23 protein-coding genes are annotated in these 26,881 nt (G+C 58.6%); 17 read left to right on the plus strand and 6 right to left on the minus strand.

Translation table 11 applies throughout. From position 1 onward, the window contains the following. The first annotated feature begins 68 nt into the window (after window positions 1–68). Window positions 69–3,407, plus strand: a complete 3,339-nt coding sequence (locus G547_RS22955) for a bifunctional diguanylate cyclase/phosphodiesterase (protein ID WP_084645689.1) — start codon at window positions 69–71, stop codon at window positions 3,405–3,407. 15 nt (window positions 3,408–3,422) lie between these two features. On the opposite strand, the gene G547_RS20225 is transcribed toward G547_RS22955, so the two are convergent. After that, entirely contained in the window at window positions 3,423–4,871 is a 1,449-nt protein-coding gene (locus G547_RS20225; protein WP_036187088.1) for a M48 family metalloprotease, read from the minus strand. A gap of 191 nt (window positions 4,872–5,062) precedes the next feature. Here G547_RS20225 and G547_RS0105130 point away from each other — a divergent pair, with 191 nt between their 5' ends. From G547_RS0105130 to G547_RS0105160, 7 genes are all read left to right on the plus strand, one after another. Then, entirely contained in the window at window positions 5,063–5,284 is a 222-nt protein-coding gene (locus tag G547_RS0105130) for a sulfurtransferase TusA family protein (RefSeq protein WP_027328917.1), read from the plus strand. A gap of 38 nt (window positions 5,285–5,322) precedes the next feature. Further along, complete coding sequence (locus tag G547_RS0105135) at window positions 5,323–6,420, plus strand: AI-2E family transporter (RefSeq protein ID WP_027328918.1); 1,098 nt, start codon at window positions 5,323–5,325, stop codon at window positions 6,418–6,420. Further along, a complete protein-coding gene (locus tag G547_RS20230) occupies window positions 6,420–9,380 on the plus strand; it encodes an insulinase family protein (RefSeq protein ID WP_051234845.1) in 2,961 nt (986 codons plus the stop codon). Before G547_RS0105135 ends, G547_RS20230 begins: the two co-directional genes overlap by 1 nt. Window positions 9,381–9,610: 230 nt before the next feature. Next, window positions 9,611–12,262: a pyruvate dehydrogenase (acetyl-transferring), homodimeric type gene (gene aceE, locus G547_RS0105145; protein ID WP_027328919.1), complete on the plus strand. Its 2,652-nt coding sequence runs from the start codon at window positions 9,611–9,613 to the stop codon at window positions 12,260–12,262. Between the two features lie 70 nt (window positions 12,263–12,332). Continuing rightward, window positions 12,333–14,309, plus strand: coding sequence for a pyruvate dehydrogenase complex dihydrolipoyllysine-residue acetyltransferase (gene aceF / locus G547_RS0105150; RefSeq protein WP_027328920.1), 1,977 nt, complete (start codon window positions 12,333–12,335; stop codon window positions 14,307–14,309). 115 nt (window positions 14,310–14,424) lie between these two features. Continuing rightward, window positions 14,425–15,420 carry an alpha/beta hydrolase gene (locus G547_RS0105155; protein ID WP_027328921.1) on the plus strand — a complete coding sequence of 332 codons (996 nt, stop codon included), beginning with the start codon at window positions 14,425–14,427 and terminating at the stop codon, window positions 15,418–15,420. A gap of 52 nt (window positions 15,421–15,472) precedes the next feature. After that, window positions 15,473–16,354, plus strand: coding sequence for a CHASE domain-containing protein (locus G547_RS0105160; protein WP_027328922.1), 882 nt, complete (start codon window positions 15,473–15,475; stop codon window positions 16,352–16,354). Here the strand turns inward: G547_RS0105160 and G547_RS20235 are convergent. The 4 genes from G547_RS20235 to mobA all read right to left on the minus strand — a co-directional run bounded on the left by G547_RS20235 (window position 16,340) and on the right by mobA (window position 19,998). After that, window positions 16,340–16,723 (minus strand): VanZ family protein, encoded by a 384-nt coding sequence (locus G547_RS20235; RefSeq protein WP_051234847.1) that lies wholly within the window; start codon window positions 16,721–16,723, stop codon window positions 16,340–16,342. The two genes, G547_RS0105160 and G547_RS20235, sit on opposite strands and share 15 nt — an antisense overlap. A 4-nt stretch (window positions 16,724–16,727) precedes the next feature. Then, the gene (locus G547_RS0105170; protein WP_027328923.1) at window positions 16,728–17,582 is read right to left on the minus strand and encodes a universal stress protein; all 855 of its coding nucleotides are present in this window, start codon (window positions 17,580–17,582) and stop codon (window positions 16,728–16,730) included. A gap of 17 nt (window positions 17,583–17,599) precedes the next feature. Further along, a complete protein-coding gene (locus G547_RS0105175) occupies window positions 17,600–19,084 on the minus strand; it encodes a SulP family inorganic anion transporter (protein ID WP_027328924.1) in 1,485 nt (494 codons plus the stop codon). A gap of 278 nt (window positions 19,085–19,362) precedes the next feature. Next, the gene (mobA, locus tag G547_RS20240; RefSeq protein WP_036187092.1) at window positions 19,363–19,998 is read right to left on the minus strand and encodes a molybdenum cofactor guanylyltransferase MobA; all 636 of its coding nucleotides are present in this window, start codon (window positions 19,996–19,998) and stop codon (window positions 19,363–19,365) included. 127 nt (window positions 19,999–20,125) lie between these two features. Between mobA and pdxH the strand changes: the two genes are divergently transcribed. From pdxH to G547_RS20250, 9 genes are all read left to right on the plus strand, one after another. Then, a complete protein-coding gene (gene pdxH / locus G547_RS0105185) occupies window positions 20,126–20,770 on the plus strand; it encodes a pyridoxamine 5'-phosphate oxidase (protein WP_027328925.1) in 645 nt (214 codons plus the stop codon). Then, on the plus strand, window positions 20,770–21,768 hold the full coding sequence (locus G547_RS0105190; protein ID WP_027328926.1) for an NAD(P)H-quinone oxidoreductase: 999 nt from the start codon (window positions 20,770–20,772) through the stop codon (window positions 21,766–21,768). The genes pdxH and G547_RS0105190 overlap by 1 nt, the downstream gene beginning before the upstream one ends. Window position 21,769: 1 nt before the next feature. Then, window positions 21,770–22,978 carry a CaiB/BaiF CoA transferase family protein gene (locus G547_RS0105195; protein WP_027328927.1) on the plus strand — a complete coding sequence of 403 codons (1,209 nt, stop codon included), beginning with the start codon at window positions 21,770–21,772 and terminating at the stop codon, window positions 22,976–22,978. 41 nt (window positions 22,979–23,019) lie between these two features. After that, entirely contained in the window at window positions 23,020–23,289 is a 270-nt protein-coding gene (locus tag G547_RS20245; RefSeq protein ID WP_036187095.1) for a DUF1653 domain-containing protein, read from the plus strand. Continuing rightward, the gene (tadA, locus tag G547_RS0105205; RefSeq protein WP_027328928.1) at window positions 23,274–23,789 is read left to right on the plus strand and encodes a tRNA adenosine(34) deaminase TadA; all 516 of its coding nucleotides are present in this window, start codon (window positions 23,274–23,276) and stop codon (window positions 23,787–23,789) included. The genes G547_RS20245 and tadA overlap by 16 nt, the downstream gene beginning before the upstream one ends. Next, on the plus strand, window positions 23,786–24,979 hold the full coding sequence (locus tag G547_RS0105210) for a BaiN/RdsA family NAD(P)/FAD-dependent oxidoreductase (protein WP_027328929.1): 1,194 nt from the start codon (window positions 23,786–23,788) through the stop codon (window positions 24,977–24,979). Before tadA ends, G547_RS0105210 begins: the two co-directional genes overlap by 4 nt. A gap of 312 nt (window positions 24,980–25,291) precedes the next feature. Then, entirely contained in the window at window positions 25,292–25,726 is a 435-nt protein-coding gene (locus G547_RS0105215; protein WP_027328930.1) for a hypothetical protein, read from the plus strand. Window positions 25,727–25,755: 29 nt separating this feature from the next. Next, a complete protein-coding gene (locus G547_RS0105220; RefSeq protein WP_051234850.1) occupies window positions 25,756–26,259 on the plus strand; it encodes a GrpB family protein in 504 nt (167 codons plus the stop codon). Window positions 26,260–26,354: 95 nt separating this feature from the next. Continuing rightward, window positions 26,355–26,612 carry a hypothetical protein gene (locus G547_RS20250; protein WP_036187101.1) on the plus strand — a complete coding sequence of 86 codons (258 nt, stop codon included), beginning with the start codon at window positions 26,355–26,357 and terminating at the stop codon, window positions 26,610–26,612. Between the two features lie 61 nt (window positions 26,613–26,673). Here G547_RS20250 and G547_RS22960 read toward each other — a convergent pair. Next, on the minus strand, window positions 26,674–26,881 hold a 208-nt coding region (locus G547_RS22960; RefSeq protein WP_027328932.1), incomplete at its 5' end, for a transposase.

A 26,881-nucleotide genomic window follows, 5' to 3' on the forward strand; every position in this document is an offset into this window, starting at 1 on the left:
TTTTGGCGGCTATTATCGTCTACACTTGGGGACATCCTTGGTCCAACAATGAGTAGACTCCTAGAACGATGAGGCAGGGAACCACCGGGCGGTCCAGCGTCACACCAACCAATGCTTCGCTCTCCGACTATGAACTGCTCGGCTCGGCGCTGGATGCGTCCGATATTGCAGTGTGGAGACTGAACCTGAGTTCTGGCCATCTGGGCCTGTCCGGGTCCATTTATGAATGGGTTCCGGAGCTCGGCCCGGTCAACTCCGAGGAGCAGTTGCTCGCGCTCATGCCCCCGGCGGACCAATACCTGTTTCAGAGAACCTTCTCCGAAAAACGACAGTCCAGCGGCCCCGCGTCCTGTGAAATATGCCTGGCCGGCCTGGCCAGTCAGCCCCGGTTGCGCTTTATCGGTCGGCGCCCTTCGGTGCCGGAGGGAGAGGCGCCCCAGTTCGTGGGAGCGGTCATCAGTGCTCAGCACTGGCTTGCCAACCCGGGGCCGGAATACGTACAGAGTCTCCTGTCCCGGCTCTTTTCAGAGAGCCCCATCGCCAGTTTCGTGACCGATCCGGACGGGGTGATGCTTGAGCACAATCAGGCCCTTGAGCAGCTGTTTCACCTCACTCCTCGTCAAATGATGGCGGGCATCGGCGCCTACCGGGTTCTTCGGGACCAAGCGCTGCGCAAGAACCCCGAGCATCTCGAGCGGGTTCGCCGCGTCTTCCAGCGTGGTGAAATCCATTGCTTTGATCTGGACTACCCGCTGGCCAATCTGCATCGCAACCAGCTCTACCTTAATCAACATGTACCCATAAAGGTCAGCTTCCTGCCCATGCGGGATCGATACGGCGAGGTCACCCGGGTATTGGTTCAGTGTCAGGACCTCAGTGGTGAACAGTCGGCCCACCGCGAACTCAAGCATCGGGACCAGCTGCTGTACAGACTGATCAACAACTCTCACAACCTGGTCTCCATAAAGTCGGCGGAGGGACGTTATCTTCTGGTAAACCAGAGTTTTGCCCAGTGGTTTGACCGGGACCCTGAGGAGCTGTGCGGCAAGACCGATGCGGATCTGTTTCCCGCCGCCGTGGCCGAACGTTTCCGTGCCCAGGAGCGAAGTCTCCAATCCGATGAACACCTGCCGGAAACCGAGGAGGTGATTCCGGGTCTGGATGGTCAATCTCATACATTTGTCTGCGTGCGTTTTCCCATTGAGGGACCGGATGGGAAGATGAACGGTATCGGCCAGATCATGACCGATATTTCCCGTCAGAAGACGGTGGAGCACCATCTGAAGAGTCAGCAGCAGGAGCTGCGACTGCTGTTGGACTCCATGCGCTCTGCCGTGTGGTATTTCGATCGCTGGGGGTTGGTCAAGGACTTTAATGAGCTGACCCGTTCCTGGTTTGATCAGCCCGACATGAAGGGCAAAAGTTTTCTGGAGGTCGCGCCCCATTGGGACACACCCGCTGAACGGCAACGTGAACTGATGCAGGTGATTCGCTCCGGTAAAGCGCAGCTCGATTCCATTGAAAGTGCACAGGCCGATGGGGCTCAGCGTTGGTTTTCCGTCGACAAAATCCCCACCAAAAACAGTCAAGGGTATGTCAACGGCGTGCTGGTGGTCATGAACGACATCACCGAGAGCGTGCGCCGCGAACATACCCTCGCCCAGAGTGAAGCCCGCTATCGTGCGTTCATCGCCAACAGTTCCGAGGCTATCTGGCGGTACGATATGGAGCCTCCGGTTCCGGTCAACCTGTCGGGGAAGGAGCAGGAACTGGCCATTGTCAATCAGGCGCGGCTGGGCGAAGGCAACCGTGTGTTGGCGAAAATTCTGGGGTCGCCCTCCGTGGAAGATCTGCTGGGTAGCGGCTTGGTGGAGACCGGCTCACAAGATTACCGCTTTGATGTCTCCACGTTCGTCGCACAGCATTATGAGCTGATCGATCACGAAATTGTTCGTCGGGATCACCAGGGCCGTGAGGTCCATTTCCAGATTTCCTGTGTGGGGGAGGTCGAAGATGGCGCTCTGCAACGGGTGTGGGGCACCAGCCGTGATATTACGGCCCGCAAACGTTACGAAGAGCGTCTGGAACATCAGGCCACCCATGACGCGCTGACCAAATTGCCGAACCGCAGTGGTCTGTACCGGGAAGTCAGCGCCTGGCTGGAAGACCCGCGAGACCGACAGGCGGCGCTCTTGCTGATCGACCTGGATCGGTTCAAGGAAATCAACGACACCCTTGGCCACCAGGTGGGCGACAAGTTACTGAGTCAGATTGGCCCGCGTCTGCAAAGCGAACTGACGGAGCTCCCGGGGTTGATTGCCCGCCTGGGAGGGGACGAGTTTGCGATTTTCCTCCCGGACATTCGCCACCACCGACAGGCGTTGATCTTTGGTCATCGCGTGTTGGACGCCCTGCGCAATGAGTTTGACCTGGAAGGTTACGCCATTGAGATCAGTGCCAGTATCGGTATTGCGCTGGCGCCGGAGCAGGCGCGGGATGTCAGTACGCTGATGCGCTACGCCGATATTGCCATGTATTGTGCCAAGGCGGAAATGATGGGGGTGGCGCTGTACGAGGCCGAGAAAGATCCGCACTCTCCCAAACGCCTGTCCCTGATGAACGAATTGGGGCGTGCGATTCGGGACGACCAGCTGTGCCTGCACTTTCAGCCTAAAATCGAATTGGCCAGCCGGCGCTGTTATGGCCTGGAAGCGTTGCTTCGGTGGCAGCACCCCACTATGGGGATGATCTCCCCGGGAGAGTTTATTCCGATCGCTGAAGCGACCAATCTTGTGCACCCGATGACCGTGTGGGTGCTGGAAAACAGTATTCGGGCCTGCTGTAGCTGGCACGAGGCCGGGGTGCCTTTGAGTGTGGCGGTGAACCTCTCGGCGCGCAACCTGATGGATGACACATTGCCCCGTCAGGTCGAGACGCTTCTGAGCCGTTACCGGTTGCCGCACTGGGCGCTGGAGCTGGAGATCACCGAGAGCTCCATTATGACCGATCCGCGCCGCGCCATGACCACCCTGGAGCGGTTGCATGAGCTGGGAGTGTCCCTTTCCATCGACGATTTCGGCACCGGTTACTCATCGCTCGCCTATCTCAAGCGATTGCCCGTGCAGACCTTGAAGATCGATTTCTCCTTTGTGCGGCAGATGCTGGACGACGAGCAGGATGAAATTATCGTGAATTCCACCATTCACCTCGCTCATAACCTCGGGCTCAATGTGGTGGCCGAGGGCGTTGAGTCGGAAGCTCTGTTGTTGCGGTTGCAGGAAATGGGGTGTGACCTGGCTCAGGGCTTCCATATCGGGCGGCCCATGCCGGCCGCCGAACTGGCGAAGTGGTTGGTGACGACGTCATGGGTGGAACGGCCCACCAGCTCGCTGCTGTCCGGTGCCTGATTGGCGCCCCGGCGGCTAGGAGAAAAGCCGCGCCGCCGTTCTTCGCATCTCTTCCACTTGCTTGATTCGCTCCCTCAGTATTATCCGGGTATGGGTGCTATCTTCATCCGCGCGTTTGAGGGCATTCTGCAACTGCTGTAGCGCCTGATTGTAGGCGCCCACCTGAATAAAGTACTCGGCCCGGGCTTCGTGTACCTGCAGGATGTCGCCCGCCAGGCCGCTCACCTCCGCCAGCCAGTACCAGACCTGTGGGTCATCGGGGCGTTGGCGGGAAAACCGGCGCAACACGGCGGTGCTTTCCTCGAACTGATTGGCTTTCATTAATGACAGTGCATAGCGCATGGTGGCGGCGTAGTGATCGGGATGCTGCCGGTGCAGGGCGCTCAGGCGCTTCAGCGACGCCTCGTGCTGGCCGCGTTCGGTGTCGAGTTCCGCCCGCAGTAGCTGATAGGTCAGCCGTTCCGGCTCCGCCTCCAGCAGGGGGCCCAAGGTGGCCTGGGCGGCGTCGAATTGGCCGGCCTTTATCTGAGCGAACGCCAGGCCGTAGCGCTGGGCCGCCACCGGGGCGCGTTCCGCCTCGAGGGCATCCCGGAAGCGCTCAGCGCTGACCTGGGGCGAACTGGCGTGTTCCACTCGAACCCGCGAGCGCATGAGGTGGTATTCCAGGCTCTGCTCATACTCGCGGTCCTTCAGGTTCATTGTGCGACTGCGGGTGTCGGCGATTCGGCGTTCGGTGACGGGGTGGGTCAGCAGGAATTCCGGTGGCCGTTCGGAGTATCGGGTGGCGCGCAACATGATCTCAAAAATGTCGCCCGCCGCGGCCGGGTCCATTCCCGCACGGACCATGGTCTGCATGCCCAGGCGGTCGGCTTCCTGCTCGAACTGGCGGCTGAAGCGCAACTGGGCATCCAGCGCGGCGGCCTGGGTGCTCATCATGGCGGCGATTCCGGCGTCCGATCCTGCCGTTGCGGCCAGAATCATGCTGCCAATCAAGGCGGCATAGTAGGGAACACTCATTTCCTGCTGGTTTTGTTTTTGACGGGCGTAATGCCGCTGGCTCAGGTGGGCGAGTTCGTGGGCCAGCACCGAGGCGAGCTGATGCTCGTTTTCGGCGTAACTCAACAGCCCGGTATTGACCCCGATAATACCGCCGGGAGCGGCAAAGGCATTGATGTTGGGGTTTTCGATCACCACCAATTGCAGGGAGGGGTCTCTGAGATCACTGTGCTTGGCGAGCTCGCCCAGCAGACTTTCCAGGTACTGAATGACCTGATAGTCGGAGGACGTGGGCATCTGACTGCGATACAATCTCAATACTTCGCGCCCCAGGCGCTCCTCTTCCCGGGGAGAACTGATGGCCGAGCTGGTATCCCCGAGCACGGGTAGTTGCAGGTCCCGGTTGGCATTGGCCGCGGGGCTTGTGGTGAGCAACAGACTCAAGACAAGGGTAACAGCATGTTTCACGTCGTTTCAGACTCCGGTGGTCAATCAGTGTTGCACAGTGTAGCCTTCCGCTGGCGGCGAGCGCCAGAGGCCATTTTCCGCTCGTTGGGGTTGGTCGGCCTCTTCGCTCTCAGACCGCTCGAGCGGCGTCAGGTTCATTGCTCCCTCACGATGGTGGATGCGTGATGAGGTGCCCGGAAAGGGGAGTCAAGGTGGTGAAAGAAGTTGATGCACGCGAGTTGCGGTGTCCGCTGCCGTTGCTACGGGCAAAGCAGGCCCTGCGGGACCTTGAGTCCGGCCAGGCGGTGCGGGTGCTGGCCACTGATGCGGGTTCGGTACGCGACTTTCGGGCCTTTGCCGAGCTGGCGGGTCATGGGTTGGAGCGGGAAGACCGGGCTGACGGCGTCTATGTCTACATTCTGGTAAAATCCTGAGGCGGCCCTGGCCGCGCTAACCGGGTAAATGGAGCCTTATGCTGAAGATTATTCGCGGCTGGATTGATCGCTACCTGTCTGATGAGGAAGCGGTGCTGCTGCTGTTTTTGCTCGGTGCGGGGTTGGCGGTGATTCTGACCATGGGGGCGGTCCTGGCACCCATGATCGCGAGCCTGATCATCGCGTTTCTGATGCAGGGTATGGTGGTTCGTCTGAAGGCATGGGGCCTGCCACATTGGCTGGCGGTTCTTATTACCTTTCTCGTTCTGATGGCCAGTGTGGCGGCCATCATGCTCGGATTGGTTCCGGTCATCTGGCAGCAGTCCACCCGGTTTTTTGCCGAACTGCCCCGCATGTTACGGGAGTGGCAAGAGCTGATGTTGCTGCTCCCCGAGCGCTATCCCAACCTGGTCAATGAAGCCCAGGTGGAGCAGATGATGTCCATCACCAGTACCGAGTTGGGTTATGTGGGGCAGTATATTGTCAGCTTCTCGGTCTCGAACCTGCCGGTGCTCGCCACGGTGCTGGTGTATTTCGTTCTGGTGCCGATTCTGGTGTTTTTCTTTTTGAAAGACAGTCAGCACATCATGCGTTGGTTTGCCGGTTTCCTCCCCGAAAAACGTCCGCTGATGAGCAAAATCTGGCAGGAAATGAACCAGCAGATTGCCAATTATGTACGGGGGAAGGCGATTGAGATCGTCATTGTGGGCGCGGTGGCCTACGTTGTCTTCGTACTGTTTGATCTTAACTACAGTGCCTTGCTGGCCATTGCGGTGGGGCTGTCGGTCCTGGTGCCGTACATCGGTGCTGCGGTCGCCACCATACCGGTCGCTTTGGTCGGCTTTTTTCAGTGGGGCTGGGGGCCGGAGTTCGTCTACCTTCTGTTCGCCTACGGCGTGCTGCAGGCGCTGGATGGCAACGTTCTGGTCCCGCTGTTGTTTTCCGAAGCGGTCAACCTGCATCCGGTGGCCATAATTCTGGCCGTGCTGGTGTTTGGGGGGCTTTGGGGGTTCTGGGGCGTGTTTTTCGCCATTCCATTGGCCACTCTGGTCAAGGCGATTCTTTATGCCTGGCCGATCGGGGTCAAGGAAGCTCACAGTCAGGATCGGCCCGGTAACGAACAGAGTGAGGCGTGATGCAGTTGGCATTGTCTAAGGTGTTATGGGGAGTGTTGCTGGGCAGCTGTGTATGGGCTGGTGCGGCGCAGGCGTTGACGCCGCAGAAAAGCGATGTTGACCACCGGGAATACCGGTCCCTGACGTTGAAGAACGGCCTTCGCATCCTGCTGATTTCGGACCCTCGGGCGCAAAAAGCGGCGGCGGCTCTGGATGTGCACATCGGCCACCACCAGAACCCGCCAGAGCGGGAGGGGCTGGCCCACTTTCTGGAGCACATGCTATTTCTCGGCACCGAAACCTATCCCGAGCCCGATGCCTACCAGACGTTCATCAGCGCTCATGGCGGCAGCCATAACGCCTATACGTCGGCCGAGCATACCAACTACTATTTTGATATTGGCGCGGCTTATTTAGAGCCGGCGCTGGACCGCTTCGCCCGGTTTTTCACCGAGCCGCTGTTCAACGCCGAGTATGTGGAGCGGGAGCGCCATGCGGTAGACTCCGAATTCAAAGCCAAGCTGAATGACGACGCCCGTCGCATTCAGGATGTGCATCGGGCATTAATGAACCCGGAGCACCCCGCCTCGCGCTTCTCGGTCGGGAACCTGGATACACTCGCCAATACCGAAGAGCGCCCGTTGCGAAAGGATGTGCTGGCGTTTTACCAGCGCCACTACTCGGCGGACCTTATGACGCTGGTGGTGTTGGGGCGGGCGCCGCTGGATGAACTGCAGAAACAGGTGACCGAGCGTTTCAAGGCAGTGCCTCGTCGGGAGGTTGAGCTGGCGGACACCTATCCGCCGCTGTTTGAGAAAGGTCGGCTCCCCCTGCGTGTGGAAATTGAACCGGAAAAAGAAATCCGCCGTCTGTCCCTCTTGTTTCCGATACCGGTGAGTAATGAGGTTCTGACGCATAAACCGCTGCACTACATCAGCCATCTGCTCGGTCACGAAGGCGAGGGGAGTCTTCTGTCCCTTCTCAAGGATCTCGGCTGGGCGGAAGGCCTGGTGGCGGGCCGCCGTCAACAGGATCGCCACTCGGGGCTCTTCCAGATCTCTATTGAATTGACGGAGTTGGGGGTGCGGGCGTCCGATCAGATAGTCGCCCTGGTATTCCATGTGATTGAATCTCTGGCGCAGAAAGGAGTGGAGCCCTGGCGCTACGAGGAGTTGCAGCAGATGGCTTCCATCGACTTCCGGTTCCAGGAGGTTCGCTCCCCGATCGCCACAGTGCGCGGGCTGGCCCATCGGATGCATTTATATGAGCCGCGTCAGGTGCTCAAGGGCGAGCATCTTTATGCGGGCTATGATGCGGAGATGATCAAGCGTTACCTGGGCTACCTGAACAGTGAGAACGTAATGGTCAGCCTGGTGGCTCCAGGAATTGAGGGAAATAAGACCTCGGCACACTACCAAACCCCCTACCGGGTGCTGGAGCAGCCTGCGGAGCAGCCGGATATCAAATTGCGCGTTCAGAAACGTCTTGCCTTGCCGCAGCCCAACGACTTTATCCCTACGCGCTTGGCGGTTAAAGAAGCGCCTTTGCTGCCCAGCCCTGGAGGGCGGCCTGCAGAGGGAGACGAACGGCCGACTCTGGTCAGTGATCAATCGCGCCTGAAAGTCTGGTTTCAATGGGACAATAGCTTCGAAGTCCCCAAAACCAGTATGCGCCTGCGGCTCAAGCTGCCGGCGGTCGCCGCCAGTGCGCAGGGAGCGGCCCGTGCCGAGCTGCTGGCAATGCTGGTACGCGATCAGCTCAATGAGTTTGCGTACCCCGCCCAGCTTGCCGGGCTCGAGTTTTCCCTGCAGCCCAACACCCGTGGGCTGGATATCGAAATTTTTGGTTACAGTGGTCGCCAGAACCTGTTGTTGACGAAAATTGTGGAGGCGTTGCGCCGTGGGCGCTTCGAGCCGGATCGGTTTATCGACCAGAAGAGCAAACTGCAACGACGCTGGCGCAACGAAGCGCTGGCCGAGCCTTATGGTGTCATCGCCCGACAGATTCCCCGCCTGCACTTTTCGCCCTATTGGTTGGGGGTGGACAAACTAGAGGCGTTGGAGGGAACCGACCTGGAGGCCCTTCACGCTTTCGCCGACAACCTGTTGGATGACGCCGAGCTGGAGGCGTTGTTGTACGGCAATCTTTACCGCCAGGAGGCGGTGCGCCTGGCGGCCTACCTGGAGCATCAGCTCCTGGGAGAGCAGACCCGGCGCACGCTGCCCCCGGCAAACGTCTATCGCCTGAACAGCGAGGGGCCCTGGGCGCGTCATCAGCCGCTGGAGCATGATGACAATGTGACTCTGCTCTATGTGCAGGGTCTACAAACCGATTTGAAGGATGAGGCCCACATGCAGCTGCTGCAAAGGATGTTGCGGCCAAGTTTTTTCCACCAGTTGCGTACCGAGAAGCAGTTGGGTTACATCGTCACGGTTTTCCCTCTGGCGCTGAAAGACCTTCAGGGAACGGCGCTCGTGGTGCAGTCGCCCTCGGTGAGCAGCGATCGTTTGTGGCGTGAAATTGATGCTTTTTTAAGCACCGCTGGCAACGCTCTGACGGGGCGGTTGGCCAACCAGCAGGCGGCCCTTTCCGGGGAGTTGCGTGAGCCCGCGAAGACGCTCTATCAGCAATCGTCGTATTATTGGGACAGCCTCGTGCTCGGTGATTTCGATTTTGACCGTCGAACGCAGTTGGCGGACGCGGTGGAGGCTGTTACCCCAGAATCTCTGCAGGCCTACTACCAACGGGTCTTTAATGACGCCAAGCGGCGCTTGTGGCTGGTTTCCGATCGCTTGACAGAGGGCGCTGGAGAGGCGCCCGCGCCGCAGGGAGCCGAGGCCCCGGAAGGCAACGACGGGTCCCCGGCTCCGAGTGAGCGGGAGGGGCAGGAGCATACCACCCGCGCAGACGCCCACGAGCCGGCCTGGGTAGAAGATATCCCGGCCTACCGCAAAGCGCTGGACGCGTTGGTTTATCCCTGATTGAGGTCCTGATATGGCTTTGGTTCGGCGCCGGACGTGCAGACTGGTAAAAAATGCGTGAATATGTAAGAATTCGCTGATTTTTCGGCTCTACCAAACTGGCCATAACCCTATATAACATCCCACACAAGGGCTCTATGGCGGTGCAGAGACACCTGTGTTTTCAATTTCCTAATTGATTAGATGCAACGATTAGATGTGCCAATGCGTGCACGGCTGAGGAGAATTTAATGCAAGAAGATATCGATGCCCTCGAAACGAGAGAATGGCTGGATGCCCTTGAGTCGGTTGTTCGCCACGCAGGCAAAGAGCGGGCTACCTTCCTGCTCAAGCAGCTTTCGGAAGATGCGGTCGATCACGGAATTGATCAGCCCTCGGCGATTACCACGCCGTACCGCAATACCATTCCGGTTTCGAAAGAAGTGCAGAGCCCCGGCGATGCCTACATCGAGCGCAAGATTCGTTCCATCATCCGTTGGAACGCCATTGCCATGGTGGTGCGTGCGAACAAAAGCGCCGACGAGTTGGGTGGCCACATCGCTTCCTTCTCATCGGCGGCGACCCTCTATGAAGTGGGTTTCAACCACTTTTTCAAGGGCAATGACGGCGATAAGCCGGGTGACATGGTGTACTTTCAGGGCCACAGCTCTCCCGGCATGTACGCCCGTTCCTATGTTGAAGGGCGCCTGACCGAAGACCAACTGGATAATTTCCGCCGCGAAGTGGACGGTAAGGGGCTCTCTTCCTATCCGCACCCGTGGTTGATGCCGGACTATTGGCAGTTCCCCACCGTTTCCATGGGTCTGGGCCCGATTGCCGCGATTTATCAAGCGCACGTCATGCGTTATCTGGATCAGCGAGGCTTGGTCGAGAAAGGCGGTCGCAAAATCTGGGCCTTCCTGGGGGATGGCGAGTGTGATGAGCCGGAAAGCCTGGGAGCTATCTCCCTGGCCGGACGTGAAAAACTCGACAATCTGATTTTCGTGATCAACTGCAACCTGCAGCGCCTGGATGGCCCGGTTCGTGGCAACGGCAAAGTTGTCCAGGAACTGGAAGGGGCATTCCGCGGTGCCGGCTGGAACGTGGTCAAGGTACTGTGGGGCGGCCAGTGGGATAAACTGCTGGAGAAGGACAAAACCGGTCTGCTGCAAAAGCGCATGAACGAAGTGCTCGACGGCGAAATGCAGAACTACAAAGCCAACGGCGGGGCCTACACGCGCGAGCACTTCTTCGGTAAATACCCGGAGCTGCTCGAGTTGGTCAAAGATATGACCGACGATGAAATTCTGCACTTGGCCCGCGGCGGCCACGACGCCCACAAGGTGTATAACGCCTACCATAACGCGGTGAACACCAAGGGTCAGCCTACCGTGATTCTGGCGCAAACGGTAAAAGGTTACGGTATGGGCCCCACCGGTGAAGCGGTGAACAACGCCCACCAGGTGAAGAAGCTGGACCTTGAAGGCCTCAAAACTTTCCGCGATCGTTTCAATATTCCCATTGAAGACAAAGATCTCGAGAAGATCCCGTACTACCGTCCGCCGGAAGACAGCGCCGAGATGCAGTATCTGCAAGAGCGCCGCAAGGAATTGAACGGTTACCTGCCCTCGCGCAAGGCGGATTTCGAAGCGCTGGAAATTCCCAAACTGGATGCGTTTGCCAAGCAGCTGGAAGGCTCAAAAGGCCGCGAGATTTCCACGACCATGGCTTTTGTCCGGGTACTGAATGTCCTGATCAAAGACAAAAATATTGGTGATAAAGTGGTCCCGATTGTTCCGGACGAAGCCCGGACTTTTGGTATGGAAGGCATGTTCCGGCAGGTGGGTATCTATTCGGCGGAAGGCCAGAAGTACACCCCGCAGGATGCCGGCCAGATCATGTACTACAAAGAGGACCAGAAAGGCCAGATCCTCGAGGAAGGCATCAACGAAGCCGGCTCCATGTCGGCATGGATTGCCGCAGCCACGTCCTACAGTAACCACCAGACGCCGCTGCTGCCGTTCTACATTTACTATTCCATGTTCGGTTTCCAGCGCATCGGCGACCTGGCCTGGCTGGCCGGCGACGCTCAGGCGCGCGGCTTCCTGCTCGGTGGTACCGCCGGTCGCACAACCCTGAACGGGGAGGGTTTGCAGCACCAGGATGGTCACAGCCATATCTTGGCCAATACCGTTCCGAACTGCCGCAGCTATGACCCGACCTTCTCCTACGAAGTGGCGGTCATCGTTCAGGACGGCCTCAAGCGTATGTATCAGGACAAGGAAAACTGCTACTACTACATCACCCTGATGAACGAGAACTACGAGCACCCGGACATGCCGAAAGGCGTGGAAGAGGGCATCATCAAGGGGATTTACCAACTCGAAAAAGGCACCAGCAAGAAGAAAAACCGCGTTCAGTTGCTGGGCTCCGGCACCATTCTGAACGAAGTGCGGGCGGCCGCCGAAATGTTGCGTAAAGACTTCAGCGTGGAAGCGGACGTCTGGAGCGTGACCAGCGTGAACGAACTGACCCGAGATGGTCAGCGTGTCACCCGATACAACATGCTGCACCCGGGGGAAACCCCGCGCAAAGCCTACCTGACCGAACAGCTCGAAGGTCAGGACGGGCCGGTGATCATTGCCACGGATTACATGAAAAACTACTCCGAGCAATTGCGCCCCTATGTGCCGGGTGATTTCACCGTATTGGGCACCGATGGCTTCGGTCGCAGCGACAGTCGTCAAAAACTGCGCCATTTCTTCGAAGTGGACCGTCACTTCGTGGTAATCGCCGCGCTCAAGTCCCTGGCGGATCAGGGCAAGATCAAGCCCGATGTGGTCAGCAAGGCCATTAAACAGTTTGGCATTGATCCGGACAAGGCCGACCCCCTGACCGTGTAATCACGAAGGTATCCCCCGGGGGTAGCCCCGGGGGTGGGTCGAACACCAAGAATGTGAGTGAGGAGTTACTGTGGCCACAGAAACCATCAAAGTCCCCGATATCGGCGGCTCCGAAGATGTTGAAGTGATTGAAATTGGCGTCGCGGTGGGGGATACCGTCGAAGCTGAAGGCACGCTGGTTACCCTGGAAACCGACAAGGCCTCGATGGACATCCCCTGTCCCAAAGGCGGCAAGATCGCCAAGATCCTGGTGAAGGAGGGCGACAAGGTCTCCGAGGGCTCCCCGCTGGTGGAACTGGAAAGCGAGGGTGCTGGCGACGATGGGGACACCCAGGAGTCAACCTCTGAGCCGAAATCGGAAGAGAAATCCGAATCTAAAGAGGCCGCTCCCAAGAAAGAGGCGAGTGGCAAGTCTTCTTCAGGCGGCAGTGAAGTTGATATTCCCGTGCCCGATATCGGCGGTTCCGAGGGCGTGGAAGTGATCGAGATCTGCGTCAAGGCCGGTGACGAAGTCAGTGAAGGTGATTCGCTGATTGTCCTGGAAACCGACAAGGCTTCGATGGAAATTCCCTCCCCCCAGGGCGGTACCATCAGCAGCATCGCCCTGAAAGAGGGAGACAAGGTCTCCGAAGGCGATCTGATCGGCAAGATGAAAACGGCCGGCGGTTCCGATGAGGAAGCGACGGAAAAAGAGACCTCTTCCTCAGAGGCTCCGGCGGAGAAACCGGCGCAGGCCGCTCAGAGCGGTGGCGCGCAGGATGTTCCCGTTCCGGATATTGGCGGTTCCGAAGGCGTGGAAGTGATTGAAGTCTGCGTCAAAGAGGGCGACGAGGTTTCCGAGGGCGATTCACTGATCGTCCTGGAAACCGACAAGGCGTCCATGGAAATCCCTTCGCCCGTTTCCGGCAAGGTCAAAAGCATTGCCCTGAAAGAGGGCGACAAAGTCTCCCAGGGTGACAAAATTGGTGTGGTGGAAACCACCGGCGGCTCAGCGGAAGCGGCCCCCAAGGCAGAGGCTGACACCAAGCCGTCCGAGTCCGCTTCGTCCAAAGCTGAGCCGGCCGAGCAGAAAGCCGAATCCTCCGGTTCACCCGCTACAGCCACGGCTGCCAGCGAGCAGGTGATCAACAGTGGCGACGTCTACGCCGGTCCGGCGGTTCGGAAGCTGGGTCGCCAGTTGGGCGTGGATCTGGCCAAGGTGAAAGGCTCCGGCCCGCGTGGACGCGTGACCAAAGACGATGTTCGCGACTACGTGAAGAATATCGTTACCACGTCCCAGTCCGGCGGTGGTGCGGTGGCCGGCGCGGGTGGCGCGATTCCTCGTGTACCGCCAGTCGACTTTGCCAAATTCGGTGAGATTGAAACGGTGAAAATGAGCAAGATCAAGAAGCTCACCGCCGATAACATGACCCGCAGCTGGCTGAACGTTCCCCATGTTACCCAGTGGGACGACGTCGATATCACCGAAATGGAAAACTTCCGCCAGGGGCTCAAGGCCGAAGCGGAGAAGCGGGGTACCAAGCTGACACCACTGCCGTTCCTGCTGAAGGCTTGTGCCTCGGCGCTGGCAGCGGAACCCAGCTTCAATGTGTCGTTGCATCACGATGGCGAGCACATGGTGCAGAAGAAATATATCCATATTGGCATGGCGGTGGACACGCCCAACGGGCTGGTGGTGCCGGTCATTCGGGATGTGGATAAGAAAGGCCTGTGGGAGTTGGCGGAAGAAGCATTGACCATGGCGAAGAAAGCAAGAGACGGTAAGCTGACCGCCGCAGAAATGCAGGGCGGCTGCTTTACCATCTCCAGCCTTGGTGCCATGGGCGGCAGCGGCTTCACGCCTATTGTGAATACCCCGGAAGTGGGTATTCTCGGGGTCTCGCGCGCCCAGATGAAGCCCGTGTGGAATGGCAGTGAGTTTGTGCCGCGCAATATGCTGCCGATCTCCCTGTCTTACGACCATCGCGCGGTTAACGGCGCCGATGCCGGCCGCTTCTTCACCTACCTGTCTGGAGTGCTGGCCGACGTTCGTCGTCTGTTGCTCTGATGAGGTGAGTGTTCGCGGTATCGTTTAAAAAAGGCCAGCATTTGCTGGCCTTTTTTATGGCGGTTTTAACACCGCCATTCGTCAGTGCTATAACAACATAAAGTGAGAGAGCAGAATGAAAAAATTCATCGTAGGGTTGATTCCCCTCATCACCGTCGCCTGTTCAAACGGCGTCATCACCGAACCGCCAGTGAAGTTTGAAAATACCTACACGGCGGAAAATACCTTTGAAAAAGAAGTCAAAAACTTCCCGTTTATTGAGATAGCCAGCCGAGAGCTGCCCGAAGGTGTCATTGCGGAACACGACTTGACCTACGTACAGTACGGGCGTCGGGCGTTGCAGCTGGATCTCTATCGACCGGAAGAGCGCGTCGCTCAGGCTCGGCCCGCGATTGTGCTGGTCCACGGCGGTGGCTGGCGCTCCGGTTACCGGGAAAACCTGACGCCTCTGGCCCAGGCGCTCGCGCAGCGAGGTATCGTGGCCGCGAATATCAGCTATCGGCTGGCGCCGGAAGCCCAGTTCCCCGCGGCGATTCACGATGTGAAGGCCGCGATTCGCTGGCTTCGCCAAAACGCCGATGCCTATGGGGTGGATCCCGACAAAATCGCAGTTGGTGGCACATCGGCGGGGGGCCAGATTGCCAGCCTGACCGGCGTCACGGCGGGAAATACCTACTTCGACCCACAACAAGCGAGCAGTGAGGTCTCCAGTGATGTTCAGGCCATCGTCAATATCGACGGTCTGTCGGACTTCACCTCGGAGGAGGCGCGTAAGCACGAGGATGATCCGAGCAAAAATCCCTCCGCTGCCGGTTCCTGGTTTGGCGGGCGCTATGCTGAGCAGACCGAGCGCTGGCATAAGGGGTCTCCCACTTACTATGTGCACGAAGACATGCCGCCCATTTTCTATCTGAACAGCGCCCGGGAGCGCTTTGGGGTGGGGCGCGATGAGATGATAGAGAAAATGAAGCCGCTGGGCGTGCCTTACCGGACGGAGAAGTTCGACAATACCCCCCACACATTCTGGTTATTCGATCCCTGGTTGCAGCCAACGGCCGACGAGGTGGCCGACTTTCTGTGGGAGACCCTGGGGGATTCTGGCGTAGACTGATCGGTCGGGGTATGATGAGGACGAGCTGTTTTGGCCTTCAAGAGGAATCCGTTTGAGCCCACCGATCGCAAACCGCTCGCCTCTGGTCCTTCCCGCACTCTTCTTTCTGCTGGTTATCAGTATTGTGGAAGGGGTCATTTTTGCTTACAAAGCGAAAGTGGATAGTGACCAACGTCTGCAAGCGTTAGCTTTTGCCGCCGATCTGCGCTCCCGTGCCGAGCGAGAGCTCAATGGGGTGCTGTATCTGACACGTGGACTGGCGGGCTACTTCTCCGTTCGCCATCAGTCGCTGGAACGTGATGAGATTCTCGGCATTTTGAGAGTCGCCTACGAAACCACGCCCGTGGTGCGTAACTTTGGTGTCGCCGTGGGCTATGAGCTGAGCTACGTCTATCCCCATGAACGAAACGAAGCGGCGATCGGACTCGATTACCGCGAGCTGGAACAGCAGTGGCCCGATGTAAAGCGGGCCATTGAGGAACGCCGTCCGGTGTTGTCGGAAAATGTGTCGCTGCTTCAGGGCGGCACGGCTTTTGTCTACCGGGATCCCATTTATATCGATAACGACTACTGGGGGCTGCTATCCACAGTAATTGATGCCGAGCCGCTGTTGAATTCGATGTTTGCCCAGCAGGAGCGAGATGGTCGGCACACGTTTGCGGTGCGCTCCCGGCGCGGGGAAACGCCAATGCTCCTGTGGGGACGGCCTGAGGTATTCGAAGCGCCTGAGGCGGTGACACTATCGTCCGAGCGGCGCTGGGACTATGCCGTCAAGCCGCGTGAGGGTGATGCCCATTGGCTCCCGATTTTCGTGCTGCGGATATTTGGCTGGATATTGGCGCTGGTGGCTGCATTGGGGGCTTACACCACCTTGCTTCATCGGCGCCAGAAGCACGGCCAGAGGGTGGGTGACTCGCCCTCAGCCCCGGAATAATTGGTGGCTCCAGCGAGGCAGATACTTCCTGAAGGCGCCGATGAGCAAAAGGCCGGAGCCAATGCCCAGGGCATTGGCCATCATATCCCCCAGGCTGAGTGTTCTGGGCGGCATAAAGTGTTGCAGCACCTCGATCAGGCCCGAATAGCCAAGCAGTAGGAGCGCCCGTTGCCACCAGGGCCAGCCGGGTAGGGCGGCGGTAATGGATAACCCCGCCACCAGGTAGCCCAGGTAATGCATCACCTTGTCGTTGTACTGCGGGATATGGGGCCCGGCAGAAGTGGTCAGGCCCATATAAGTATAAATCACCAGCAGGAGCACAAACTGCCACCGACACAGCGCGTACCACCAACCCGGAAATCCCACCATAGTCTTAACGCAGAACCATAAGGGAAATACGTGTCTTACTGATCATTGCGGTCGTGGTGCTGCCCACGATCAGATGGCGGATACGCGAGTGCCCGTAGGCACCCATGATCAGCAAGTCAATGTCGTGAGTGTGCTGGTATTCTTCCAACGCCGTCTCCGGGTCCCCCGCCACAAGAGTGGCGGGCGCTTCAAAGCCCGCGTCGGTCAAGGTCTTCCGGGCCCATTCCAGCTGTTCCCGATGGCTGTCGCTATCCGTTCCCACCATTACCAGGTGAACGGGAATACCGCGAAAGAGTGGGCTCGCCGCGACCATCTCCACGCCCTTGCGGGTGGTGGCGCTGCCGTCAAACGCCATCATGATGGCCTGAGGCGGCTCGAAGCTCTGTTGAGCGATCAGAATGGGCTGGTGCAGCGTCCGGATGATCTGTTCGAGGTGGCTACCGATATGGCCGTGTGCCGAGGCGGTGTCGGCGCCGCGCTTACCCACCACCAGCATCCGCGTTTCCGCTTCCAGATCCGCGAGAGCATCGACCAGTTCACCATGGCGCTGACGAGTTTCGATGCCACTGATGCCTTGGGCCTCGGCTCGCTCGCGGGCCGCCTTCAGGGTTAACCGTCCGTGTTCCATCGCGATCTTTGCCCGTTGCTCGTCCAGGCTGGCCAGCTCTTCCAGAAGCGCCTCCTGGGAGCCAAAACCGATGCTGCCGCTGAGGTTCTGTTTGCGGGTTTTGCCGGGTTCGTCCAATACATGCAGAAGGCTCAGCGGTGCTTCCAGGCGCTGGGCGGACCAGGCGGCGTAGTCGCACACCGATTCGGCATACTGGGAATCATCAATGCAGGCAATGACTTTGTTATGCATAGGTTTTATCCCTTTTCTCAGTGGCCCATCAGTTGTTCGACGTCGTCGGGCTTGTCATGCACGGCGAAGCGGTCGACCAGCGTTGCACTCGCTTCGTTCAGACCCACCAGCTCAACATCGGTCCCTTCGCGGCGGAACTTCAGAACCACCTTGTCCAGGGAACTGACCGCAGTAATGTCCCAGAAGTGCGCCCGGTGAAGGTCGATGGTAACGTTTTCGATCGCTTCTTTGAAATCGAAGCCGTCGATAAACTGTTCGGCGGAGGTAAAAAAGACCTGGCCCACCACGTTGTAGGTGCGGTGCTCCCCATCATCTGAGAGGGACGAGCCAATATAGAGAATATCCCCCACTTTACGCGCAAAAAACAGAGCGCTGAGCAGCACGCCCACGAGCACGCCCAGGGCCAGGTTGTGGGTGGCCACCACAACCACCACCGTCGAGACCATCACGATACTGGAGCTTTTGGGGTGATCCTTCAGGTTCTTCACGGAGGACCAGCTGAAGGTCCCGATGGACACCATGATCATTACCGCCACCAGGGCCGCCATGGGAATGGCCGCCACCCATTGATCCAGGAAGACCACCATGATCAGTAGCCCAACACCCGCCACCAGTGTCGACAGGCGGGTCCGGCCACCGGATTTCACATTGATTACCGACTGGCCGATCATCGCGCACCCGGCCATGCCCCCGAGCAGGCCAGAGCCGATATTGGCCACGCCCTGACCCATGCACTCGCGGTTCTTATTGCTGGGTGTGTCGGTCAGGTCGTCGACAATGGTAGCGGTCATCATGGACTCCAGCAGCCCGACCACCGCCAGGGTGATGGAGTAGGGAAAAATGATCTGCAGCGTTTCTAAGTTCAGTGGTACCTCGGGCCACAGCAGCACCGGCAGGCTGTCCGGCAACTCGCCCATGTCGCCCACCGTGCGCAGATCCAGGCCAAAATACAGGGCCACACCGGTGAGGAACACGATGCACACCAGGGGCGAAGGCACCGCCTTGGTCAGCAGCGGGAAAAGATAGATGATGCCAAGGCCCGCCGCGAGCATGAGGTAGACCGTGAGCGTGGCGTTCTCGCCGGTAATTTCCGGCAATTGGGCCAGAAAGATGAGGATGGCCAGCGCATTCACAAACCCGGTAACCACCGAGCGCGATACAAAACGCATCAGCCCACCCAGTTTGAAAATACCCGCCACAATCTGGAACACGCCGGTCAAAAGGGTCGCGGCAAGCAGGTATTCCAGGCCGTGCTCTTTGACCAGCGTCACCATCAGCAGCGCCATGGCGCCGGTGGCGGCAGAGATCATCCCCGGCCGACCGCCGGCAAAAGCAGTGACCACGGCGATACAGAAAGAGGCGTACAGGCCGACCTTGGGGTCCACGCCGGCAATGATGGAAAAGGCGATGGCTTCGGGAATCAGCGCCAGAGCGACCACGATGCCCGCCAGGCTGTCACCTTTGAGATTTGAGAACCAGTTCTGTCGAATGTGTGTGAACATAGGTTTCCAGCAGTTTTCAGTTTATGTCGCAGGTGGCCGCTGAAGACTCACGGACTCTGGACAGGTTGAACAGTGAGTACCGGCGGGCAAGCGACCCTTGCAAATCAGGGAGGACGGGCGACGGGAATATCCACGAGGCCAGGTCGCTGTGACCGGTGATGGGTGTTGTTATCGTCGGCAGTCGGATCGACAGGGCGGCCGGTTCGGATGCCTGGGTAAGAAGGGCGCGGATTGTAGCGGAAAAAGGTGCCGATTGCACCTGTACAGGGGAAGCAAACTCAGCGCTCAGCCTCGTCTGCCAGCGGGAGGAAAGCCTCGGCGTTGTGCAGGTCCTGAGGTTGGTTGATATTGAAAAACGGGTCATAGCCGTGCCGGGAAAAGGGCGCTTCGACCCAGCGTTGAGCCTGAGCCCAGTCCTGAAGTCTGGGGCTCTTCTCGGCCTTGAGCGCGTCCCTGACCGCAGGCAGCAAGCGACGGTGCCAGAGTGCGAAAATCGGGTGCAGGCGGCCCTCGGAGCTCGCCACCGCCAGGTCAGCCTCGGTGTCCAGTGCCTGCTCAAGCAGCGCGGGCACCAAGTCAGTGGGGAAGAAAGGGGTGTCGCTGGCGAAGCTGACCAGCCACTCGGCGTCGGGGCGGTGATGAGTCAGCCATTCCAGTCCGGCGTGGATACCCGCCAGCGGCCCCGGAAAGTTCGGATACTCATCCGACAGGACAGTGAGCCCGCTGCGGGTAAAGCGCAGGTGGTTGCCGTTGGCGTTGAGCAGCAGCTCATCCACCTGGGGTCTTGCTTTGCGGATGGCACGATCCAGCAGCGTACGTCCCCCGAGGGGTAGCAGGCATTTGTCCCCGCCACCCATTCGGCGGGCGAGTCCTCCGGCGAGGATAATGCCGAGGATCGGGTTATTATGTGTCATAGTCTTGGTTAACGGCGTTGGTAATAATCAGTACTATACGCTGGAAGGTCATGAGCGCGCGACCGTTTTCCGCCAGAACCTTCCCGGGTAGGCCCCGGAGCCAATCAGTCATACGGGAGTAATAAGCATGGGTCTTGATTTACAGAGTCTGCGACGGGAGTACTTGCGTGGTGGGCTTCATCTTGAGGATTTGAGTGCCAGCCCTGTGGAACAGTTCGAGCGCTGGATGGAGCAGGCGGTGGAGGCGGACATCCCCGATCCCACGGCCATGGTGCTGGCGACCGCTGCTCCGGATGGCCAGCCGTCGCAGCGCATTGTGCTTTTGAAGGACCTGGATGAGGACGGCTTTGTCTTCTATACCAATTATGGTAGCCGCAAGGCCCACGAGCTTGAGGCCAACCCCAAAGTCAGCCTGCATTTTCCCTGGCATATCCTGGAGCGGCAAGTGGATGTCTGCGGCAAAGTGGAACGTCTGTCACGGGAGGATGCCGCCCATTACTTCCATCGCCGCCCCCGCGAAAGCCAGCTGTCGGCCTGGGCCTCGCACCAGAGTCGCGCCATCGAGTCCCGGGATGCACTCATGGCGCACTACCGGGACGTCGAGCAACGTTTTGAAGGCGGGGAAGTGCCGCTCCCGGAGTTCTGGGGCGGCTTCCGGGTTCGTCCTCACCAGGTGGAATTCTGGCAGGGGGGTGCCTACCGCCTCCACGATCGGTTCGAGTACAACCTGCAAGCCGATGGAAACTGGACGATCGACCGCCTGGAGCCCTGATGAGTGACAGTGAACCCCTGAGCCGTTATATCGACCTTCCGGAGCCGGGTGAAGCCGACCGAATGAGGCTGGCCCACGGGAAGCGGCCGCGTCCCTCGGCCGATGAAGTATTGGTTGAGGTGGCGGCCGCCGGCGTCAACCGTCCCGATGTGCTTCAGCGCAAAGGGCTGTACCCACCGCCGGAGAACGCGTCGCCCGTCTTGGGGCTGGAAGTCTCCGGACGTGTGGTGGCCTGCGGTGAATCGGTCACTCGTTGGCGTCCGGGGGATGAGGTCTGTGCCCTGGTCAACGGTGGAGGCTACGCGGACCATGTGCTCGCCCCCGCCGCCCAGTGTCTGCCGGTACCGGAGGGCATCTCCCTGGAGGAGGCGGCCTCCTTGCCCGAGACGCTGTTCACCGTCTGGCACAATCTGTGGCAGCGGGCGCAGCTGCAACCGGGGGAAACTCTGCTGGTTCATGGCGGCGCGAGCGGCATCGGAACGGCGGCGATTCAACTGGCCAAAGCGCTGGACCATACCGTTATCGTGACCGCCGGCAGCCGGGAGAAATGCGACGCCTGCCGCGCCCTGGGAGCCGACCGGGCCATCTGCTATCGGGACGAGGACTTCGAGACGGAAGTCAAAGCCTTTACCGACGGCCTCGGAGCGGATGTCATCCTGGACATGGTCGGGGGCGATTATATCCAGCGAAACTTCAAGGCCGCCGCGCCGGAAGGGCGCATTGTGAATATCGCCTACCTCAAAGGCAGCAAGGCGGAAGTGGATTTTCTGCCCTTGATGCTCAAACGCCTCACGCTAACCGGCTCCACCCTCAGAGCGCAGAGTGCCGAGGTCAAAGCCGGTATCGCCCGTGAGCTGGAACAACGCGTCTGGCCACTGATTGCGCTCGGCCGAATCAAACCGCAGGTCAACCACCGTTTTGCCCTGGCCGAGGTGGCCCGTGCCCACGAACTGATGGAATCCAACCGCTTGATCGGTAAAATTATTCTGGTGCCTTAGCATGTCAAAAGCCAACGCCCGCCGCCCTCTTGAGGGTGTTCGTATCATCGAGCTCGGCCAACTGATTGCCGGGCCTTTTGCCGGCTGTATGCTCGCCTACTTCGGGGCCGAAGTCATCAAGATCGAACCGCCGGGCAAGGGTGATGCGCTGCGCGGCTGGCGAGTCGTGGAAGACGGCACCTCCCTCTGGTGGCGCAGCCTCGGGCGCAATAAAAAAAGCGTGACCCTCGACCTAAAACAGGAAGAGGGGCGGAAAATTGCGGCGCAATTGATCGACAGTGCCGACGTACTGATTGAGAACTTTCGCCCCGGTGTGATGGAAGACTGGGGGCTTGGCCCCGACGCGGTGAAAGCCCGCAATCCGGCGCTGGTATACGCGCGTATTTCCGGTTTCGGCCAAACTGGCCCTTACGCCAAAAAGCCGGGCTTTGCGTCGGTCTGTGAAGGCATGAGCGGCTTTCGGTACGTCAATGGTTATCCCGGCGAGGCGCCGGTGCGGCCGAACCTCAGCATTGGTGATACCATTGCCGGCCTGCACGCCGCGCTGGGCATTACCCTGGCGTTACTGGAAAGGGAGCGCGACGGCGGGGGAGAGGGCCAGGTGGTCGACGTCGCGCTGTACGAAGCCATGTTCAACCTGATGGAAGCAGTCGTGCCCGAGTACGACGGCGCCGGTCTGATTCGTGAGCCTTCCGGTACCACCGTGACCGGCATTGTCCCCACCAACACCTACCGCTGCAAAGACGGCAAGTACGTGGTGATCGGTGGGAATGGCGACTCGATTTTCCAGCGATTGATGCGCGCCGCCGGTCGGCCCGAGATGGCGGAAGACCCGCGAATGACGACCAACGCCGGTCGGGTGGAATGCGTGGAGGAAATTGATCAGGCCCTGTCGCAGTGGTGCCAGACGCTGGATTCCGTAGAGCTGCTGGCGGTGTTGGAAGCGGCGCGGGTCCCCTCCGGTCCGATTTACAATGTCGCGGACATGATGGCGGACCCCCACTTCCAGGCCCGGGGGCTGTTTGAGCAGGTGGAGATCAACGGTAAACCGCTCAACATCCCCGCGATCATGCCCCGCCTGGCGAATACCCCGGGGCGGACCGACTGGCCCGGGCCCGAGGTGGGTAGCCATACCGATGCGGTACTGACCGAAGCGCTGGGGCTGAGCGAGAGCGACCTGAGCCGCTTGCGGGCGCAAGGCATTCTTTGAATTCAATGCCGGCGAGCTGAAAACTGACAGTGAGATTCAACATGAAACGATCGGACGAGATCCCGGCAAAGGCGTTACTGCCCGGCCGGTATCGCCATTACAAAGGCAAGGACTACCAGGTACTGGATGTGGCGACCCACAGCGAAACCGGCGAGGCAATGGTGGTGTACCGCTGCCTCTACGGGGATTACAGTTTGTGGGTAAGGCCCCTGTCGATGTTTACCGAGTCGGTGGAAGTGGCCGGTGAAACCGTCCCGCGGTTTGCGTTTGTGGCGCCCATGGAAAAAGGTGACCTGTGGGCAGGGCAGTAATGAGCGAGCAGGAAACCTCGGACGAATACTGGATGCGTCGAGCCCTGGCGTTGGCCGAGCAGGGCAGCGCGCTCGGTGAAGTGCCGGTGGGCGCGTTGATCGTTCGCGCGGGCGCGGTGATCGGCGAAGGTTTCAATCAGCCCATCAGCGCCCACGATCCCACCGCCCATGCGGAAGTAATCGCGCTGCGTGACGCCGCCGGGCGCGAACAGAACTACCGTCTGCCCAGCACTACGTTGTACGTCACGCTCGAGCCCTGCACCATGTGCATCGGCGCTCTGATTCACGCTCGCATCTCGCGTCTGGTCTACGGCACCACCGAGCCCAAGGCCGGGGTGGTGGAAAGCCGCAACCAGCTGGCTCATACGCCTTACTACAACCATCTGATGGAAGTGGAAGGCGGCGTACTGATGGAAGCCTGCCAACAACAGCTGACCGACTTTTTCCGTCAGCGCCGGGCCGAGGCCAAAGCCCGCAAACAGTCCGATGCTGCTTCATGACTGAATACGATGTGATTGTTATCGGCGGCGGGGCGGCCGGCCTGATGTGTGCGGCCACCGCCGGACAGCGCGGGCGTCGGGTGGCGGTTCTCGATCACGCCAACAAAGTGGGCAAAAAAATTCTGATGTCCGGCGGCGGGCGTTGCAATTTCACCAACGTCAATGTGACCCCGGAGCAATTCATTTCCCGGAACCCCCACTTCTGCATTTCGGCCCTCCGCCGGTATACGCCCTACGACTTCCTCGATCTCGTGCACGGTTACGACCTTGCCTATCATGAAAAAACACTGGGTCAGTTGTTCTGCGATCACAAGTCCCGGGATATTCTGGATATCCTCTTGGCGGAGTGCGACAAGGGCGGCGTCGAGGTTCGAACCCGCTGTGCCGTTGAAACCATTGAACAGCGGGAGAGCGGTTTCACCCTCACTACCACGTTGGGCGGCATCCAGTGTGAGTCGCTGGTGATTGCGACCGGCGGACTCTCCATCCCGACCATGGGCGCCACCGGCTATGGGTACCGCGTCGCCCAGCAATTCGGTCTGCCCGTCACCGAGCGGGAAGCCGCTCTCGTGCCCTTTACCTTGAGCGGCCATTGGCTCGAGATCGCCCAGTCGCTCTCAGGCGTGTCTCTCCCGGTTACTGCGGAATGCGGCGACCAGCGTTTCGCCGAGGCGCTGTTGTTCACCCACCGCGGCCTGAGTGGCCCGGCGGTTCTGCAAATCTCCAACTATTGGCACACCGGTGAGGCGGTGACCATCGACCTGTTGCCGACGGAGTCTCTGGAGGAACTGTTGGAGCAGTGGCGGGCGGACGGCCAGAAAACAACCCTGAAAAACCGTCTTTCCCGTTACCTGCCACGGCGCTTTGTGGAAACCTGGCTTGAGTTGCCCCTGTTCCCCAAGGCGGTGCGGGAGAAGCCCCTGGCGGAGCTGAGCCGCAAGGAAATGGCGGCCCTGTGCGACGGCTTTCACCGCTGGCAAATTGTACCGCCGGGAACGGAAGGTTATCGGACGGCGGAGGTGACCCGCGGCGGGGTGGATACCGACGCGGTTTCCTCCAAGACCTTTGAAGCAAAAAACGTGTCTGGGCTCTACTTTGTGGGGGAGGTCCTGGATGTCACCGGCTGGTTGGGAGGCTATAACTTTCAGTGGGCCTGGGCTAGCGGCTATTGCGCCGGCCAGTACGTTTAGTGATAGATTTCTACGCCATATATTTAAATCCTTGAAAAAGTAGGGCACACTTTACCTCTAGGCAGCGCACGCTTTCTGCCCCACTGAAAAGCAACAATCCTGAAAAATCAATAGCTTACGGGAAGCAGTGGGCAATAAGCGTGCCCGTAATCAGGAGAAAGCGTGCCAGCACACTTTTATACCCGGGGTGAAGTGGATAGTTTTCGAAAAATGATTAAATTTCAATGCCTTACCTTCGTTATCCCACCTTTACCTTCGACGCAAAAGCGTGCCGGCTCGATATACAGCTGTTAGCATGCATTGGAGCCGAGTATGCGATTGATGCTGGTATTTTACGCACTGCTTTTTAGTAGCGTCAAAGCATATGGCTGTAGCTGCGTCGAGGATATGGATTTTCAGGCTATGGAACAAGGCGCATCCTACGTGGTGGAAGCTGAAGTTCTGAAAAATAGGTGGTTCTATTCCCTGTTTAAAAATAAGTATATATTACGTCCGATTGTCGTATATAAGGGAAATTCGCGTTCGTCAATCGCTGTTTGGTCCAATAAAAACACCTCATCGTGTGGAATGGATTTTGAGATCGGGAAGGTTTATATGGTATTCATCTATGAGCATGAGGGCAGGTTTACCACCAACATCTGTTCGTCGTGGGAGAAGGACGGCTACCGTCGCTTTCAGACTGAGGCATTCGAAGAATACAATGCTAACAAGTCGCTCAAAAGTGACGCCGCATGCGGCGCACTTTAGCTCAGCGTTAGCAGTCTTAAGGGTGCCAAATGAAAGTTGAGTTGGAGGAGTACAACGCTGAGTGGCCCGAACGTTTTGAACAGGAGCGCGCGTTCCTACTCGAGATAATTGGTACTTGGCTTGTTGGCTCAGTGGAGCACGTTGGCAGCACTGCTGTACGAGGTATGGTTGCAAAACCAATAATCGATATAATGTTTGGAGTTAAAGACTTGGAGTCCTCTAAAGGTGCTATCGAGATTCTGCAATCTAATGGTTATTGCTACTATCCGTACAAGTCTGAAGTTATGCATTGGTTCTGTAAGCCTTCACCGGAGTTTCGCACACATCATTTACATTTGGTCCCATATCAAAGCCCACTCTGGCAAGAGCGAATCACTTTTCGGAACATGCTTACGCAGAGTCCGAAATTGGCCGGAGAGTACGCAGAGCTGAAAAAATCTCTGGCTGCTGAAGTGGCTTATGATCGAGAAGCGTATACTCAGAAAAAGTGGCCATTCATTAAAAAGGTGCTTTCCCGTGCTAAAAACTGCTAACAAGGCCAACCACGGCGACAGCTTTTCCGTTGCGGCTTCGCCTCCACACAAAGCTGCGCGTGTTGGCAGCGTTATGTGTACTCAAGAGAAAATGTATGGATGATCTAGTCGGAGAAGTAGGGAAAGGGTTTCTTCGAGGAATAGAATATATTCTCGCAGAGATCTTCTTCGGAACAATTTGCTACTGGGTTGGCTGGCCGATCTGCAAGTTTATTACCTTGGGGAAGTATCCGTCTTCTTCTCAAGTGGTATATCTCGAACAGTACGGAGCGCGTAATACCGGTTTTTGGTGTAGCGTGGTAGGCATGTTGACTTTACTATTTTCTGCGCTCTACTTGGTTGGAAAGATCTAGCAATGTCGCAGACACATAACCAGCGACTGTGATCCCCGGTCAACACCTACAGGCTAAAAATTTAAGCTTCTTGCCATAGGCAGTCATCCCGAACCATGGCATTAAGAATCGTCACCATCTTGCGCATGCAAGCCGTCAGCGCCACCTTTTTGTGTTTGCCAGCGTTGACCAAAGAGTGGTAGAACCGCTTCATCACCGGGTTGTGTTGAATGGCTGACATCATTGCCATGTAGAGCACGGTCCTGATTGGAGCTCGGCCGCCACGGATG

This window comes from Marinimicrobium agarilyticum DSM 16975 (assembly GCF_000423345.1).
In the GTDB taxonomy this organism is placed as follows: Bacteria; Pseudomonadota; Gammaproteobacteria; order Pseudomonadales; family Cellvibrionaceae; genus Marinimicrobium; species Marinimicrobium agarilyticum.